The organism is Rugamonas apoptosis (genome assembly GCF_014042355.1).
GTDB lineage: Bacteria > Pseudomonadota > Gammaproteobacteria > Burkholderiales > Burkholderiaceae_D > Rugamonas > Rugamonas apoptosis.
On record NZ_JACEZU010000001.1, the window covers coordinates 737728 to 754465 of the forward strand.

Annotated in this window: 12 protein-coding genes; 10 read left to right on the top strand and 2 right to left on the bottom strand. The window is 56.5% G+C overall.

Annotated features, from left to right (window positions below; translation table 11 throughout):
• Positions 1 to 78: 78 nt before the first annotated feature.
• The 9 genes from ssb to H3H39_RS03350 all read left to right on the top strand — a co-directional run bounded on the left by ssb (position 79) and on the right by H3H39_RS03350 (position 12804).
• Positions 79 to 573 carry a single-stranded DNA-binding protein gene (gene ssb / locus H3H39_RS03310; protein ID WP_182151805.1) on the top strand — a complete coding sequence of 165 codons (495 nt, stop codon included), beginning with the start codon at positions 79 to 81 and terminating at the stop codon, positions 571 to 573.
• A 142-nt stretch (positions 574 to 715) separates the two neighbouring features.
• Positions 716 to 1963, top strand: coding sequence for a tyrosine-type recombinase/integrase (locus H3H39_RS03315; protein WP_182151806.1), 1248 nt, complete (start codon positions 716 to 718; stop codon positions 1961 to 1963).
• The gene (locus H3H39_RS03320; protein WP_182151808.1) at positions 1960 to 3573 is read left to right on the top strand and encodes a site-specific integrase; all 1614 of its coding nucleotides are present in this window, start codon (positions 1960 to 1962) and stop codon (positions 3571 to 3573) included. The genes H3H39_RS03315 and H3H39_RS03320 overlap by 4 nt, the downstream gene beginning before the upstream one ends.
• Complete coding sequence (locus tag H3H39_RS03325; RefSeq protein ID WP_182151810.1) at positions 3566 to 5623, top strand: integrase; 2058 nt, start codon at positions 3566 to 3568, stop codon at positions 5621 to 5623. Before H3H39_RS03320 ends, H3H39_RS03325 begins: the two co-directional genes overlap by 8 nt.
• Positions 5616 to 6089 carry a hypothetical protein gene (locus H3H39_RS03330; protein WP_182151811.1) on the top strand — a complete coding sequence of 158 codons (474 nt, stop codon included), beginning with the start codon at positions 5616 to 5618 and terminating at the stop codon, positions 6087 to 6089. Before H3H39_RS03325 ends, H3H39_RS03330 begins: the two co-directional genes overlap by 8 nt.
• On the top strand, positions 6073 to 6531 hold the full coding sequence (locus H3H39_RS03335; protein WP_182151813.1) for a VPA1267 family protein: 459 nt from the start codon (positions 6073 to 6075) through the stop codon (positions 6529 to 6531). Before H3H39_RS03330 ends, H3H39_RS03335 begins: the two co-directional genes overlap by 17 nt.
• Entirely contained in the window at positions 6528 to 8765 is a 2238-nt protein-coding gene (locus H3H39_RS03340) for an ATP-dependent DNA helicase (protein ID WP_182151814.1), read from the top strand. The genes H3H39_RS03335 and H3H39_RS03340 overlap by 4 nt, the downstream gene beginning before the upstream one ends.
• Positions 8766 to 9359: 594 nt before the next feature.
• Positions 9360 to 9824, top strand: coding sequence for a type III toxin-antitoxin system TenpIN family toxin (gene tenpIN, locus H3H39_RS03345; RefSeq protein WP_182151815.1), 465 nt, complete (start codon positions 9360 to 9362; stop codon positions 9822 to 9824).
• A 1078-nt stretch (positions 9825 to 10902) separates the two neighbouring features.
• Positions 10903 to 12804 carry an SPFH domain-containing protein gene (locus H3H39_RS03350; RefSeq protein ID WP_229217834.1) on the top strand — a complete coding sequence of 634 codons (1902 nt, stop codon included), beginning with the start codon at positions 10903 to 10905 and terminating at the stop codon, positions 12802 to 12804.
• Positions 12805 to 12875: 71 nt separating this feature from the next.
• Here H3H39_RS03350 and H3H39_RS03355 read toward each other — a convergent pair whose 3' ends face one another.
• Together H3H39_RS03355 and H3H39_RS03360 are read right to left on the bottom strand one after the other, a co-directional pair.
• Positions 12876 to 13439, bottom strand: a complete 564-nt coding sequence (locus H3H39_RS03355) for a hypothetical protein (RefSeq protein ID WP_182151818.1) — start codon at positions 13437 to 13439, stop codon at positions 12876 to 12878.
• Between the two features lie 14 nt (positions 13440 to 13453).
• Positions 13454 to 14551: a branched-chain amino acid aminotransferase gene (locus tag H3H39_RS03360; protein WP_182151820.1), complete on the bottom strand. Its 1098-nt coding sequence runs from the start codon at positions 14549 to 14551 to the stop codon at positions 13454 to 13456.
• Positions 14552 to 14779: 228 nt separating this feature from the next.
• On the opposite strand from H3H39_RS03360, the gene H3H39_RS03365 reads away from it, so the two are divergent.
• Positions 14780 to 16552: a DUF885 domain-containing protein gene (locus tag H3H39_RS03365; RefSeq protein WP_182151822.1), complete on the top strand. Its 1773-nt coding sequence runs from the start codon at positions 14780 to 14782 to the stop codon at positions 16550 to 16552.
• The last annotated feature ends 186 nt before the right edge of the window (positions 16553 to 16738 follow it).

Genomic DNA, 16738 nt, shown 5'->3' on the forward strand with positions numbered 1-16738 from the left:
CATGGCATATAATCGCCGTTTGGTTTTACAAAACATCCACCGCGCAGCAGCAGCGGCCGTTACTCAGGAGTTTTATTCATGGCATCAGTCAACAAAGTCATCATCGTCGGCAATCTGGGCCGTGATCCGGAAATTCGCTACATGCCCAGCGGTGACGCGATCGCCAACATCGCCGTGGCGACCTCGTACCGTTCCAAGGACCGCAACACGGGCGAGCAGAAAGAGCTGACGGAATGGCACCGCATTTCCTTCTTCGGCCGCCTGGCTGAAATCGTCGGCCAGTACCTGAAGAAAGGTTCGTCGGTCTACGTGGAAGGCCGCCTGCAGACCCGCAAGTACACCGACAAGGATGGCGTGGAGAAGTACGCGACCGACATCATCGCCGAGCAGATGCAAATGCTGGGTGGCCGCCAGGGCATGGGCGGCGACGCCGGCATGGACGAGGGCGGCTACGACGCACCACCGGCCCGCCAGGCGCCGGCTCCGCGTCCGCAAATGGCCCCACCGGCACCGCGCCCGGCACCGAAGCCGGCGCCGAACTTCTCGGATATGGATGACGATATTCCGTTCTGAGACGCAGTAAATCTGATTCTGTAAACAACGCCCTGCAAGTCTTTGATTTGCAGGGCGTTTTTATTTGTTTACGGTTTTTGTTGACGCGATAGTGACTTTGTGTATAACCTAATATAAGGAAATGTAAACAACAGGAGCTAATTTGGCGGCAAAGTATGCTGTTCGAAATGTCGATATGGGTGGGGGCGAACGGATGCCTCTGCTTGTTGATGGCGAGACAGGGCTGGGCTTATTCGAGCCTACGGCTTGGTCTTTGTCGCTCCGCTCGCAGCGTCTTGAGGTCAATACGATTGCAGACGCCTTGAGTGCCGTTTCATTCCTATATGAAAGCCTAGCCGAGGCGAAGGTAACTTTGATGGATAGGATTCGTCAGAATGACCTTCTTTCATTGGGCGAAGTTGAGGGTTTGGTTGCTCGTTGCAAATACGATAAGGCTGGACTGCGGTTTGCTGACCAGGTCGCGGAGACCGCAAACGTTTCACTTCATCGAAAACCTTTGGAGAAGTCCAAGGCTGCTCACTACGATGTAGCTGTTGTGCAAAGCAACACCGCTGGGAAGCGACTGCTTTACATTGCCAAGTATCTCGACTGGCTAGCCGATTATGCCTTTTTGTCGAAAATCCCTTCGAATCGGAATGAGTTTAGGGGAATCGCTGCGATGGTGGTCAAAGCGATTCGAGCGCGAACGCCTGGTAAGTCGCCAACTAAGAAGAAAAAAGGTTTGACCAAATCTGTGGAGGAACGGCTGTGGGCGGTGGTGTCCGCCGATTCACCAGAAAATCCCTGGAAGAACTCTTTCATCCGCAAACGCAACTACCTAATTGTTCGTTTGCTTCGTGATTTGGGTATTCGGAAGGGGGAGTTGCTGGGGGTGAAAATTGAGGATATCAATTTCTCGAACAACACAATCTTCATCGCCCGACGTCCGGACGACCCAGAAGACCCCAGGGACCGTCAGCCAGAGGCAAAAACCTTGGAGCGGACCCTTCCAATGGGAGACCTATTGGTCGAAGTTCTTAAAGCTTATATCGACGAGGAGCGAGCTGCTATTCCAGCTGCCCGGCGACATCCGTTTCTTATTGTTGCGAGGGATGGCGAACCGTTGGCGCTAAATTCCATCGACTATATGTTCAAAACAGTGAGGGAAAAATTTCCAGAATTGGCATCTGTTGCTGCGCACATCTTAAGGCATACATGGAACGATTCCTTCTCGGAGTTTGCAAAAGGCAGTCTTTCTAAGGAAGACCAACGGAAAGTCAGAAACTATCTGATGGGCTGGACTGAAAACTCGAAATCAGAAGCTGACTACACAGCTCGTTTTGTGGAAGAACAGGCTCAGGCGGCATCACTGGCAATGCAAAATGACATTTATAGAGAGGCACAAGCGTGAGTCAAAATGAGTTCGAGTTCTTTGCGGCTGACTCTGCTGAGAGCGAAGCTGAGGTTGAGGCCGCACGTAAACGGCGAGAGGCTTGGGCAAAACTTGATGACGAATTGCCTTCGGTAGTAACGCTGAGAAGCAAATCCCATTTTGACCCGCGCCCAATGTTTTGGTCTTTTGCGGACGGCGTGACGTATGTCGCTATCAATTTTGAGAGCCTGCCTGCTCAGGTCGCTCCTTTGGTGCTTCCTCTGAAACGGGTTCTAATCCACACCTTCGAGAAGAATTCACCGTCGTATGCGGTGAATCTCTTTCGTACTTTTAAACGATTAGCCTTGACGATTGCTAGCATCACTGCCGAACCGGTTTCCGAAATTACCGACTGGCACGTGTCGAGCTTTATCGGACAACACGGCCTGAAAGATGAGTTAGGGCTAGCTTCTCAGCTAGGGGCTCTCCTCTCAATGTGGTCAAAGTTGCAATATCGTGGCTTATCCGATGAAGCTGCTAGGCTACTGGCCAATACAAAAAAGAAGGGAAATAGCAAGGGTAAAGCGGTTCGCACACTTGACCCCGTAAACGGCCCATTTACTGACTATGAGCTTCAACAAATCGTAAGTGCGCTAAACAGTGCGTACGCCTCTAATCTCATCGAGGAACAGTATTTTTATCTAACTTGGTTAGCGATTCTGACAGGGCAGCGCATTTCGCAATACTGTGCGTTAAAGGTAAAAGACTTAGTCCGCAAGGTTGATGAGTTTGGTGACATCTCCTACGAAATCAGCATCCCTAAGGCCAAGCAGCGCGAAGAGGTGATTCGAGATTCGTTTTTGGTGCGGCCATTAGTGTTTCAGTTCGGCGAAGCTTTATGGGCTTATGCGCAAGGCGTGAAGGCCATGTTTGACCTTGATGGCGAGGAGCCCTTATTCCCCTCTGACGTTGAACACCGCCCGGGGCACCGAATTGGCGCTGGTTTTGAGTGGCATTGGGCTACCCAGGAATTGGCAAAGCATTACAAGGAAGCTTTGAGCGCAATCGCTCCAGTTAGTCCACGGACAATGGAACCCATGAATTTAGCTATCGGTCGTTTCCGCGATACGATTGGAACACGGGCTGCTCAAGAAGGTTTTGGTGAATTGGTCATTGCCGAAATTCTGGGCCATAGCGACACGCAAAACATCAAAGCGTATATTGCTGCAATTCCCGAGATTGCTTCAAGGCTGGATAGACTCCTGGGCAGTGACCTTGCACCCATCGCCAGCGCTTTCCTGGGTCGTATCTTATCGAAGCACGAGGATGCCACTCGTGCTGATGACCCAGCTAGCACAATCAAAGACTTCCGTCACAGTAAAGAGGGCTTCGGTAGTTGCGGCTCCAAGTATGACTGCAAATTTAGAGCCCCGATAGCGTGCTACACATGTTTCTCATTTGAGGCCTGGCTCGATGGCCCGCATGAAAAGCTGCTCGACCACTTGGAAAAAGAGCGTGAGCGCCTGTTTGTAACCTCAGGGCCTCGAGTGGCAGCGGTAAATGACCTAACCATAGACGCGATTCGTGCCGTCATTCGGGAATGCAATCGTATCAAAACTAAGATGAAAGAAGAGGCTTCGAATGAGTGAACACATGATTTTTGCATTCACTCCTCGGGCAGACCTCGACAAGCGAGGCAACCTTGACTTGTTCATTCATCGCTGCCGCACAGAGCTCAGCACCTTTGGTGCTGATTTACCCTTCGACGAGCCGATTTGGGACATTAGCGGCACTGTAAGCTCCAAGGGGCGCAATAAAGCAATCCGAGTGATTTTTTCGGGCTATCAAGCCGCGAAAGCGGCTTGCGATTTACCAACCATGTCGCCGTTGTTCTTGCCGTTTGCCCAGGCATATTTTAGATATTCTTACAGTCGCCGCCCGTCGAAGGCATGGGTCAACAGGCTTACAGCCTTGCGGGTTTTAGATGAAGTAATGCAAAGGCGAGGAATTGTCGGGCAGGTTCATTTAATCACGCACGACATACTTAACGATGCCCGTGACCTTCTCCTTGAAGACTACAGCCATGATGTAGCTGTACAGTACGCAGGTGAGCTCGAATATCTCAATAGTTTTCTTATTGAGCATGAACTCACGCAAGTCAAGGCTCAGTGGCATAAAGGGATAACGCGGAACCGAGACAACATTTCACGTGTTGGAGCCGTAGCCGATAAGGCCCGTGAAGAAAAGATGCCCTCGGCACGTGCCATCGAAGCGATGGCCCACGTGTTTGTGAATGCTAGCCAACCGGATGAGCTCTATATCGGGTCTGTACTCGGCCTCCTCCACTGCGCTCCGCAACGTATCAATGAAACCGTGCGCCTTGCAGTTAACTGCATCGTAGAGGCCGTTGATTCAAACAACACCCCTCAATTCGGCATTCGTCTTCCACCATCTAAAGACTTCCAAGACGAAGTTCGTTGGATTGTTCCCACGATGGCTGAGGTTGCCAAAAAGGCATTTGGTAATCTTCTGGATGTATCGGCTGAGGCCCGAAAGATAGCCTCATGGTACGAATCAAACCCTACCAAGGTCTATCTGCCTGAACGATTTGAGCACCTCAGAGCAAAGGAGTTAGTAACTTTGTCTGAGATTAGCCAGATTTTGTGGGGCATTGAAAATCCCGGCAATGCAAAAGGCTGGTGCAACAACGCAAAAATCAAAGTAGTGGGCTCTCGCACAGGGTTGTATTCGTTCGCGCAGGTTGAGGCGGCTATCGTCGCGAAGCTGCCAGAGGGCTTTCCTTACGCGCAACCGGGTCTGCGCTTCAGTGAGGCATTGTTTTGCTGTAGGCGGTTTGAACTGGACGCGACATTAAATACCTACCAGTGCCTTATCGACTACGTAACCTCGGACCAGATTGCCTCTCGAATCGGGGAAAGCGGAAGTGTAGCCAGAACAATCTTCGAGCGCTTTAACCTCACCGAGGACGATGGCTCGCCGATAAAAATCCGTTCACACCAGATGAGGCATTATCTGAACACCCTCGCTCAGTCGAACGGCGCTTCACAATTAGACATTGCTATGTGGTCCGGGCGCGCTGATGTAAGCCAGAACGCGGCCTATGACCATGTGTCTGGCGAGGAACTAGTCGCCAAGGTACGTGAAGTCTCCAAGACATCTCAAGCCGACGTGTTTGGCGGGGATTTAAACACTAAGAAGGTTCGAGTTGTCGCTCGACGGGACGACATTTCTGGAATCTTACGGACCAAAAGTGCCCATATCTCGGACTACGGGATGTGCACGCATGACTATGCGTCGTCGCCGTGCCAGATTCATTTGGATTGCCTTAATTGCAATGAATTGATTTGCGTAAAAGGGGATAACGTGAAGCTTGCCAATCTCATTCGCTTCAGGGATGAGACGCAAATTCTCCTTGCCAACGCTGAGGAGGCGGAGAAGGACTTTGTTCATGGGGCCTCTCGGTGGGTGGTGCACCAACGTCAAACCTTGAGCCACGCAGAAAAGTTAATTCAGATTTTGACGGACTCAAACATTCCTGACGGCGCGACCGTAAAGCTCACGGGTCTCCGGCCCGCTTCACGAATTGACCAAGCAACTGCTGCTCGTGCGGAGGCGAAGACGGTTTCTATGACGCCGAGGATGAATAAACTGCTGGATAAGGTGAATAAGCGTGGCTAAACCTAGAGGTCGGGTTATCGATGAAACTGTCATCGAGGTTGTTGAGCATCTTCTCGACAAATGGACTGGAAAGTTGACTTGGGATTTGCTGATTGCAGCTATTAAAGCTGCTATAGCAACGGAGTACACTCGCCAGGCGTTACTCAATCACCCCAGAATCGCGCAAGCATTCTCGACGCGGAAGCTTTCACTCGCGAAAGAGCAAGGACGTCCACAGCCTCAAGACGCTCGCACCCTGGGGCTCTTGAAGACTATCGACACGCTTAAGGCCGAAAATGCGCGGCTCATGAATGAGTGCGTGGGTTATCGAGCGAAGTTTATACGCTGGACACACAATGCATCGGCTAAAGGCTTTACCGAGGCGCAGCTGGATGTGCCTTTGCCACCTTCGTTGCGAGACTCTACAGACGACAAAATCGTCTCGCTGAACAAAGGCAGAAAGGCTAAGAATGGTAAGCAAAGGTAATGGCCAGCAAATAGCTGAGGTGAACTTTCAGAAGTTCATTACGTGGCTGTCCAGCAAAACTGACGATGATTTTAGACAAATCGTAAATATGCGCGACGGCGTCCTCTCGCGCAAAGAAATCGCAGCAGAGTGTGCCTTCGGCGGCAGTGCTATCAACCAGAATCCCCGGATTAAAGCGGCATTACTGGGGAAAGAGGCTGAACTGAGGGAGCGTGGCATTTTGCCGCCGCTGGTAACCAAAGGCGAGCCGCAATCGTCTTCCGTACAGCCGAAGACGGTCCCGGTTGCGGGCTCACCGAAGTCATTTGATGCCGAACGTCTTCGTCGCTTGGAGCTGGAAAATGCTTCTTTGAAGACCGAAAACCAAGAACTTAAACGGCAGCTTGATAAGTTTGCTGTTTTACGCGAAGTTCTTTCAACTACAGGACGACTGCCACGATGAGCCTTACGGTCAATCTTCGCGTTCAGTCTATCCGCAGCCAAAACCCTTATGGCCGTGGAGGCTGCATCTTTGTTGGCACTGAAATCGACCAGTTGGGCAATGTCGTTGATGCAAAGTCCTATTTTGTGGTTAAGACCACAGGAGCTCAGCTTGGAGAGGCTCGAGTTCAGCCAGGTCAGTGGTGGCAGGTAATCGGCGAGGTTAAGGAATACCGCAGGAACACCAATGGTTTTCTCATCACAGAGAAGCAGATTGATGCGCACGACATCGCATTGATGCAACTCTCCGGTGAGCATATCGTTTCGTTCATTGCGGAGTCCGAAGAGTTTGAAGGCATCGGAATGGTCAAGGCTCGGAGGCTCTGGGATACCTTTGGAGAGCGGTTGTATTCACTTCTCGATAGCGGAGATATCACGGAGCTTTCCACCGTCCTTTCGCCGGAGATGGCTGAGGTGGCGGTGGCGGCATGGGCGCAGCAAGGCAGCACTCGGACTTTGCAGTGGCTGCAAGGAAGCGGGATTGATGTTCGCACTGGTAAGAAGCTACTGGCCTTCTTTGGCAACGAAGCAGAAGAGAAGCTTGCTGAGGACCCGTACCGGCTCTTGTCCTTCTCTGCCAGTTGGAAATCGGTGGACGCTTTCGCCCGTGCCCGATTCCAAGTGGCTGAGGACGACCCACGCCGCCTTCAGGCCGCTGTCGAGGAAGCGCTTTACAGGCTATTTGATGGTGGGGACACCGTTACCCCTATCCCGAGCCTCCTGAAACGTGTGGAGAGCGTTCTGGGCGGTTCCGCGCATCGTTCGCTCATCATGTCCGCCCTTGAGACCGGACTAAGTAACGGAAGCTACGTCATTGGTGACAACGGCAACGTCCACCTGCTAGGTGCCATGCTGATGGAGCGGACTGTGGCGAAAGCCATTGCAAGCCGCCTTAGCCCAGCACCGTTGCTCAGCGCGGCACGGGTCAACGAGCTCGTTCATGACTACGAGCAGGCAGAAGGATTCGATTTAAATACTGAGCAAAAGCAAGCTGTTCACAGAGCGGTTGAAAATCCCTTTGCCGTGATACTGGGTGGCGCGGGCGTTGGCAAAACGACTGTGCTGAAGGCGATTCTTAAAGCGTATGAGATGTCTGGTGTTGCAGTGCACCAGGTGGCTCTTTCCGGTCGAGCGGCGAAACGAATGACCGAAGCCACAGGACTGGCATCTTCAACGCTAGCGCGCTTCTTTAAGAATGCCGACAGCCTTGATTTCGATGGCCCTGCGGTCGTGGTGGTCGATGAAGCCTCGATGGTCGATATCGTCACCATGCATCGGCTTTGTGAGCTGCTGCCAGACCACGTAAGGATTCTCTTGGTCGGCGATACCTCGCAGCTTATGCCCGTTGGGCCTGGGCTGGTCCTGCACGCACTGGCTAGAATTCCTCAGATTCCAGTGGTAGAGCTGACCCAGGTGAAACGATATGGCGGTGCTATCGCTGATGCGGCAGCCGCTATTCGCGCTGGGCGTTGGCCGCAGTTGCCTGATGACGGTGTCTCACCGATATCCTTCCTCCCAGCCAAGGTTGCAGACATTCCTGACGTGGTGATTGCGCTGTACGAATCTGACCGAGAACACACACAGATTCTATCTGCGCGAAAGGGCAATGCTGATGGAGTGCATTCCTTAAACGAGGTGTGCCAGGCCAAATTTACCAGGCAAGGGCCTACGCTGCTTGTCCAAAATGACGAATTCGATATGGACGTTTCGGCGGGCGTTCACTTGGGGGACCCGATTCTCTGCACAAAGAACCTTTGGGATTGGGGTTTGCAAAACGGTTCCCTCGGCACCGTGGTCGAGATTGAGAAAGCGCCGCGCTTGTTGTCGGAGCAGGACGGGACGGAACTTGGCCACGCCATTGCATGGGTTCTTTGGGATGACGGCGAACGCCGCCCCATCACTGCGGAGATGCTTCCAGACCTGGAGTTGGGCTATGCGTTGACCATCCACAAATCTCAGGGGTCTCAATGGAAACGCATCATTGTCGTCCTGACTGGCAGCCGTATGCTCGACCGAACGCTCGTTTATACCGCAATCACGCGGGCTCAGGAGCAAGTTATCATCGTAGGTGACGAAGCCGCCGCTAAAGCAGCGGTCGAGGCTCCTCCGAAAGCCGAGCTACGCAATGTTGGTTTGGTCAGCTTCCTGAGGCAGGAGATTGCCGCAAATTCCGAGGCTGCACTACTGCGTGCCTAAGTAATGCAGTCTCCCTCAGTAGCGGGGTATGGGCCGCAGGGCCCATGTAGACCACAACATTTGCCTTTTGTTGACCGATGAATGCGGCTCGTTAGTTCGCAGCCTCGGGCCGGTTCCCGCGCCATGCCAAACGGGGTTGCTCTTGATTTCGCCTTGAAATGTCAGGGTAATGCTCCACCTACGCTACCGCAAGACCGCAGTTTTGAAATTGTTCCTATACTGTTGAACGTAGAGAGCTGTCGGCCCCCGAGGAGCATCCACATAAGTTGCTGTCACTCACGGAGTTGACATGGCCCGGGTTCTTTGGTAGCATTGGTCTTGGAAGTTGTGGCGGATGGACGGCCCCACGTTAATAACATAAGAGTCTGAAGTACGAAAGTTTGTGGCGGATAGATGACCCCACGTTAAAAACATAAGAATCTGAAGTGCGAAAGCTTGTGGCGGATAAACGACCCCACGTTAATAACATAAGCGTTTGAAGTTCGAAAGATTGTGGTGGATGGACGGCCCCACGTTAATAACATAAGCGTCTAGAAAAAAGCCCCTAAGTGTAGGGGCTTTTTTTTCGCCTGAAATTTTTATACGGGAGAATACATGGAAGTAAAAAAACTTAACGAGGTATTCTACGAAGAGAATAAGCACCTTGTAGAAGTGATGGACAAAACTGGTACTCAGTGGACCGGTGATAAAACTCGCGGCTACGGCATCGTGCTTGTTGAAGTGAATGGGCTTAAATTTGGTATTCCTCTCCGCTCCAATATGAGGCCGTACAACGGGTTCATCACTGCCCCTAAGGAAAGTAAGGGATTGGACTTTTCTAAGGCCGTTCTGTTATCAAAAGAAGAATATATTTCTGAATCGGAGTTTATTATCCCCCGCCCAGAGTTTCTCCGCATTAAAGACAACTCGGCCGCAATCGCGAGAGATTTCAATAAATACGTGAAAAAGTATGTTCGTGGTGCTAGTAAAAATGATAGCAATATCCTGAAGGATTATCGCTTCACTACGCTTCAAAACTACCATGCCGAGTTGGGCATCAAACCGCCAAATAAAGAGTAAGCCATAACTCATTCGTGGCCAGTCGGCTGCTCTGCCCGTGCGCCGACTTATTGCCCCAATGTTTGGCGGTTACCTTAATATCCAGGCTCTCCTGGTAGAAGCCAAATTGGCCCGTAAGAGCCATAGCAGCTGTTGAGTACTGCCTCATTTCGAATTGCTACTGCCCTCAACTCTCCCCACTCGTTAATTTCAAAGTACTGTTGGACGGGCCCCAAGGGCTTGCCGTCCCTCCGAACATCGCTGTAGATTCTGACCGACTTGCCTCTATATCGGCCAACTTATCCGCATAACCTTGGTTATGCCTCAGTCTAAGACCAAGGGGAAACGCGTTCGGATTTGGCTTCAAAAGTGTAAACAACTGATGTATAGTAGATGTCTGTTTACATGGCGCACTCACTCACACGCCATATGCACGCGCACTCACTCACATGCAGAGCTGTTTACACTTTTTACTGTATATAACCATTTTAATCCGTAGCTTCGAACGAATTGTAGAAAAAGCCCCGTAACTTGTTGAAGTCACGGGGCTTTTTAACATCTAAAGCTTTTTTGGCAAAAACAGTGAGCGCTCACACAAGGCATTTGTCTGGATTCATCGCCGGCTCAATATGCGCCGAAGAGGCGATCCAGGGCGCCCTGAATCTCCAGCGCCAGACCCTCCTCTTCCACGCGCCGGTTATAGGCCGCCAAGAAATCCGCATGCTGCGGACGTTGCCCAGTAATTCGCCGCTTAGCTTAACCGTCAGTTAGAGAAGCTATTCTAATCGCGGCGGGCAACCTTTAACTTTTACTAATTTATGCCAGAATGATTCTACGCAATTACTGAAGAGCAATAACAATAATCGTGTTCGATTCTGTGTCACCCGCGCGTTCCGCGCAAGCCATCGCCCACCACATCGCCCCAGCGACTGGCGCGCCCAGCCCCGCTGATGCCAGCCATCTCCCTTCCCATTTGCCAGTCACGGCACCGCCGCGTCGCTGACGTCACGCGCGCCCCTCCGCGTCGCCGTGACGCATCTGCTTTTCCAGTTTTTTCCACCACCGAAAGGTATGTATGTCGAGCCTGATATTTGGCCTTATGGTAGTCGCTGTAGCGCTGCTGATAGCCATGCTGCTGTTGCTGGTTTCCGGTGTCATCAAGTACATCCCCAACGACCGCATCGGGGTCGTCGAAAAACTGTGGAGCTCATCGGGCTCCGTGCAGAGCGGGCTGCTGGCGCTGAAGGGCGAGGCGGGCCTGCAGGCGGAACTGCGGCGCGGCGGTTTCCACTTCTTCGCGCCGTTCCAGTACCGGGTCCACATTCATCCCATGGTGTCGGTCACGCAGGGCACCATCGGCTACGTGTTCGCACGGGACGGCATCGACCTGCCGGCCGGGCAGACGCTGGCCGACAATGCCGGCATCGCCGATTTCCGCGACGTGCGCAGCTTCCTCGCCAACGGCGGCCAGAAAGGCCCGCAGCGCATGATCCTGCGCGAAGGCACGCACATCATCAACCCGGCGCTGTTCGTCGTGATGACGGAGGAGGCGACCTATTCGATGTCGCTGGACGCCAAGGAAAAGATCTATTACGAGCAGATGCGCGGCCTGCTCGATGAACGCGGCGGCTTTACGCCCGTCGTCATCAAGGAGACCACCGGTTCGCACGATTCCGACCAGCTGGCCGTGGTGACGGTGCAGGATGGTCCCGGCCTGCTCAAGGACGAACTGCTGGCGCCGGACGTGGGCGACAGCCACAACGCCTTCCAGGAGCCGGAAAAATTTCTCGCCGCCGGTGGACGTCGCGGTCGCCAGGAACGGGTGCTGGTGGAAGGCACCTACTTCATCAACCGTTTGTTCGCGACGGTGGAATTCATCAAGAAGACGGTGATCCCGGTCGGCTATGTGGGCGTGGTGGTGTCCTACACGGGCCACAAAGGTACTGACTTGTCCGGCACCGAATACACGCACGGTGAGCTGGTGGAAAGCGGCTGCCGCGGCGTATGGCGCGATCCGCTCATGCCTGGCAAGTACGCGTTCAACACCTACGCCGGCAAGATCGAACTGGTGCCCACCACGAACTTTGTGCTGATGTGGAAGTCCGGCGAGAGCGGTTCCAATTTTGACAAGAACCTGCGCGAGATCACGCTGATCACCAAGGATGCGTTCGAACCGCAATTGCCGCTGTCGGTGGTGGTGCACATCGACTACCGCAAGGCGCCGATGGTGGTGCAGCGCTTCGGCAACGTGGCGCAGCTGGTGGAGCAGACGCTGGACCCGATGGTGTCCTCGTACTTCAAGAACGTGTCGCAGACCAAGACCTTCATTGAACTGATCCAGTCGCGCAGCGAGTTGCAGGCCAATGCTTCGGAAGACATGCGCCAGCGCTTCCAGGCCTATTCGCTGGAATTCCAGGAGGTGCTGATCGGCACGCCCAAGCCGCAGGAAGGCGACAACAAGATCGAGAACATCATGGCCCAGTTGCGCGACCGCCAGATCGCGCGCGAACAGGTGGAAACGTTCGCGCAAAAGCAGATCGCGGCCGACAAGGAGCGTGAACTGAATGAGGCCGAGCAGCGCGCCGCCAAGCAGAAGGAGTTGACCGGCTCGCTGGTCGATATCTCGATCAAGGAGAACCAGGGCGCGGCCAGCGTCAAGGCGGCCGAGAAGCGGCGCCAGGAGATCGAAGCGCTGGCGCAGGCGGAACGCTTCAAGCAGGAGATGGAAGGTTCGGGCCGCGCGTCCGCGATCCGCTCGGTCGGCGAGGCGGAAGCGGCGGCCATCCAGGCCAAGTCCGAGGCGATGCAGGGCGAGGGCGCCGACAAGCAATTGATGCAGACCGTGATGCTGCGCCTGGCCGAGGCGTTCGAGGTGGCCAAGGTGCCGCTGGTGCCGCAGGTGCAAATGGGCGGCGCCGACAGCAACGCCTTCAGCACGTTGTTGGGCTTGATGAGCGCCATCAAGGCTGGCGAGCTGACGGCAACGGCCGATAAGTCGTAAGGCCTGTTGGTCGGGGGCGTCGCCGGGTGCGGCGAACCCGCGCGCGCGCGGGACGGAGTGGAACGCTGACGCTATTTCGTCCTGGGCGGGCGATTGCGTATCGCCGATATTTGTTTCAGTTCCTTGTCGCTGGCGTTGCCGAGCAAGGCTTCGTGAGCCTTGCCCAGTTCGATGTACTGGGCCTGCTCCGGCGTGAGGGCGTTGCCGCGCAAGGCGCGGCTGGTGACGTACGCGGTGGCCACGCAGCACAAGATGGTGACTGCGGCGTAAGCCGCGATCCAGGCGCCGGTCTTGAAGCGCCGTGTGTCCAACGAGGCGGCGGCCTCCCGCGCCGCTTGCGTGGCGTCATGCATGGTTCCGACCAGCTCGCCGATGGCGGTGTGGACGGCGGCTGTCGCGGCGGCACTGGCTTGCGCGCTGGCGGCGTCGGCGCTCAGTTGCGCCTGGGCGCCGACCTGGACCGCTTCGGCGATCTTTTCGTCGATCTGGCCCAGGCTGGCGTTGGCCAGCTTGACCAGCCGGTCGCAGTTGGCCACTTGCCGGGATAGTACCGTCACCTCGTCATGAAAACGCTCGACCTCCTTGGCGTGGGCGTCGATCTGGTCGTGCAGGCGGTCGAATTGCGCGTCATTCATGCGGCGGGCGGCGGCTAGGCCTGGATGGTGTGCATCCAGTGGTGGCTGTCAGCCGCCGTGCCGTGCTGGATGCCCAGCAGGGCCTCGCGCAGGGCCAGGGTGACGGGGCCGTTCTGGCCATGGTTGATGGTCATCTCGAAACCGTTGGCCTTGACCGTGCCCACCGGGGTGATCACGGCGGCCGTGCCGCAGGCGAAGGCCTCGGTCATGCGGCCGGCGGCCACGTCGTCGCGCCATTGCTGCACGGTGAGCTTGCGCTCCTGTGCTTCGAAGCCCAGGTCGACGGCCAGTTCCAGCAGGCTGCGGCGGGTGATGCCGGGCAGCAGGGTGCCGGTCAGTTCCGGCGTCACCAGCACCGTCTTGCCGTCTTCCTTGTAGACGAAGAACAGGTTCATGCCGCCCATCTCTTCGATGTATTCGCGGTGCACGGCGTCCAGCCACACCACCTGGTCGCACCCCTTGTCCAGCGCCTGGGCCTGGGCCGCCAGGCTGGCCGCGTAGTTGCCGGCGCACTTGGCTTCACCGGTGCCGCCGGGCGCGGCGCGCACGTAGTCTTCGCTGATCCACACGGTGACCGGCTTCACGCCTTGCGGGAAGTAGGCGCCGGCCGGCGAGGCGAACAGCACGAACAGGTATTCGTTGCCGGGACGCACGCCCAGGAACGGGTCGGTGGCGAACATCAGTGGCCGCAGGTACAGGCTCTCGCCCACGGCTTTCGGCACCCAGGCCGCGTCCAGGCTGATCAGGGCATCGGCCGCTTCCATGAACAGGGCCGGCGGCAGGGCCGGCATGGCCAGCCGGGCCGCGCTGCGGTTGAAGCGTTCCGCGTTCGCTTCGGGACGGAAGGTCTTGACGCTGCCGTCCGGCTGCGAGAACGCCTTGAAGCCTTCGAAGATGGCCTGGCCGTAGTGCAGCGCGGAGCAGGAGGGGTCCAGGTGCAGGGGACCGTAGGCCTTCAGTTCGCCTTTTTGCCAGGCGCCGTCGCGGTAGGGGATCACCACCATGTGGTCGGTGAAGATGCGGCCGAAGCCGGGGTTGCTGATCAGCTTGGCGCGTTCGGCGTCGCTCAGGCGGTGGGTGGAGGGCGTGATGGTCAGGTTGGGCGTATTCACGGTGTCGGTGTCGGTAAGAGTCTGGATGGGGAGGATTGCACTGTTCGGTGTCCACGCCGGGCGTGGGCGTCCCCCATCATACCAAGAATTCCCGCTGGGCCGGCCACGTCCTGTCCCGCCGTCGCGCAATCCATGCCCAACATTCAACGCTCTGTCACATTCCCCCTGCCGCCCATGACCAGTCCGTCTACAGTGCAGCCTCCACCATTTTTCCTTGGATCAGCCACCATGACTTTGACTTCCCGCCGCGGCGCCAGCGCGCTGCTGTTCTCCCTCGTGATGGGCCTGGCCCATGCCGGCGCCGCCGCGCCCGACCTGGCCGCGCGCCGCCAGGCGCTAGCCAGCCTGATCACGGAGCAGTGGGATTACACCATGCGTACCAATCCCGAGTACGCTTCCATGCTGGGCGACAAGCGCTTTAACGACCGCCTGACGGACTACTCCCAGGCCGCCATCGACGCCGACCTCCGCGCTTCCGCCGAGTTCCTGCGCCGCTTCGAAGCCATCGACACCACCGGCTTCCCCGAGCAGGAACAGCTGAACCAGGCGTTGATGGTGCGCTCGCTGCGCCTGAACCTGGACGGCGCCCGCTTCAAGGAGTGGGAAATGCCGGTGTTGCAAAATTCCGGCATCCACATCGACGCGCCCCAACTGGTGTCGGCGCTGGCCTTCGACACGGTCAAGGATTATGAGGATTACCTGGCCCGTCTGCACCAGTTGCCGCGCGCCTTCGCCGACACCACCGTCCAGATGCGCAACGGCATGCACGACCATTTGATGCCGCCCCAGTTCCTGATCCCCAAGATCGCGCGCCAGTGCGACGAGCTGGCCGCCATGGCCCCGGCCGCCTCGCCATTCGCCGAACCGCTGAACCGCTTCCCGGCCAGTGTCAGCGTGGCCGACCAGGCCCGCCTGCGCCAGGACATCCTGGCCGCCATCGCCCATGACGTGCTGCCGGCCTATCAACAGTTCGCCGCCTTCGTGAAAAACGTCTACCTGCCGCAAGGGCGCACCCAGCCCGGCCTGTGGTCGCTGCCGGACGGCGCCGCGCGCTACGGGTACCGGGTGCGCGTGGCCACCACCACGGAACAGACGCCGGAGCAGATCCACCAGCTGGGACTGGCCGAAGTGGCCCGCATCGAGGGCCAGATGCTGGCCGTGGCCAAAAAGATGGGTTATGCCGACCTGAACAGCTTCAACGCGGCCGTGCACGCCAACGCGGCCCTGCATCCCAAGTCGCGCCAGCAATTGCTGGATCTATATAGTCAATACACGGACCAGATGTATGCCAAGCTGCCCCAGCAGTTCGGCGTCTTGCCCAAGGCCAAGGTCAAGATCATGCCAGTCGAGGCGTTCCGCGAGGAGGGCGCGGCCGGCGCATCGTACAACCAGGGTACGCCGGACGGCAGCCGTCCGGGCCGGGTGATGGTCAACACGGGCGAGTTCGCCAAGCGTTCGCTGATCGAGGTGGAAACGACGGCCTTGCACGAAGGTGTGCCGGGCCACCACATGCAGATCGCCATCGCCCAGGAACTGCAGGGCTTGCCCGCGTTCCGCCAGCAACCGAACTACACGGCCTATACGGAAGGCTGGGCCCTGTACGCCGAGCGGCTGGGCGAGGAGCTGGGCTTCTACGGCGATCCGTACAGCTACTATGGCCACCTGCAGGGCGAGATGCTGCGCGCCATCCGGCTGGTGGTCGATACCGGCCTGCACTATAAACAGTGGAACCGGCAGCAAGTGGTGGACTACTTCCACGCCCACTCGGGCATCGAGGAGGTGGATGTGCAGAGCGAAACCGACCGCTACATCGTGTGGCCGGGCCAGGCGCTCGGCTACAAGATCGGCCAGCTGAAGATATTGGAACTGCGCGACTATGCGCGCCAGCGCCTGGGTAGCAAGTTCGATATCCGTGCCTTCCATGACGTCGTGCTGGGCGCCGGCGCCTTGCCGATGGATGTACTGGAGGCGCGCGTCAAGGCGTGGGTGGCGGCGCGCTAGGGCGCCCCGGCAGGCGCGGACAGCGGCCCGCGCCTGGCCATGGCTGGCGATCGGTTGGCGGTGTCACTGTCCCGGAAGAAATATTGCTTGTATGTAAACGTAATTAAACGCAGAATACACGGCGATACCTGCCGCTCATCATTAATTTAATGGCAATCATTGTGCACGATACTAGCGATGGCCGGC

Excerpts from the sequence above, each read along its gene's own strand:
- ssb (WP_182151805.1), top strand. The coding sequence starts at position 79 with ATGGCATCAGTCAACAAAGTCATCATCGTCGGCAATCTGGGCCGTGAT.
- H3H39_RS03325 (WP_182151810.1), top strand. The coding sequence starts at position 3,566 with ATGAGTGAACACATGATTTTTGCATTCACTCCTCGGGCAGACCTCGAC.
- H3H39_RS03335 (WP_182151813.1), top strand. The coding sequence starts at position 6,073 with ATGGTAAGCAAAGGTAATGGCCAGCAAATAGCTGAGGTGAACTTTCAG.
- H3H39_RS03340 (WP_182151814.1), top strand. The coding sequence starts at position 6,528 with ATGAGCCTTACGGTCAATCTTCGCGTTCAGTCTATCCGCAGCCAAAAC.
- tenpIN (WP_182151815.1), top strand. The coding sequence starts at position 9,360 with ATGGAAGTAAAAAAACTTAACGAGGTATTCTACGAAGAGAATAAGCAC.
- H3H39_RS03350 (WP_229217834.1), top strand. The coding sequence starts at position 10,903 with ATGGTAGTCGCTGTAGCGCTGCTGATAGCCATGCTGCTGTTGCTGGTT.
- H3H39_RS03355 (WP_182151818.1), bottom strand. The coding sequence starts at position 13,439 with ATGAATGACGCGCAATTCGACCGCCTGCACGACCAGATCGACGCCCAC.
- H3H39_RS03365 (WP_182151822.1), top strand. The coding sequence starts at position 14,780 with ATGACTTTGACTTCCCGCCGCGGCGCCAGCGCGCTGCTGTTCTCCCTC.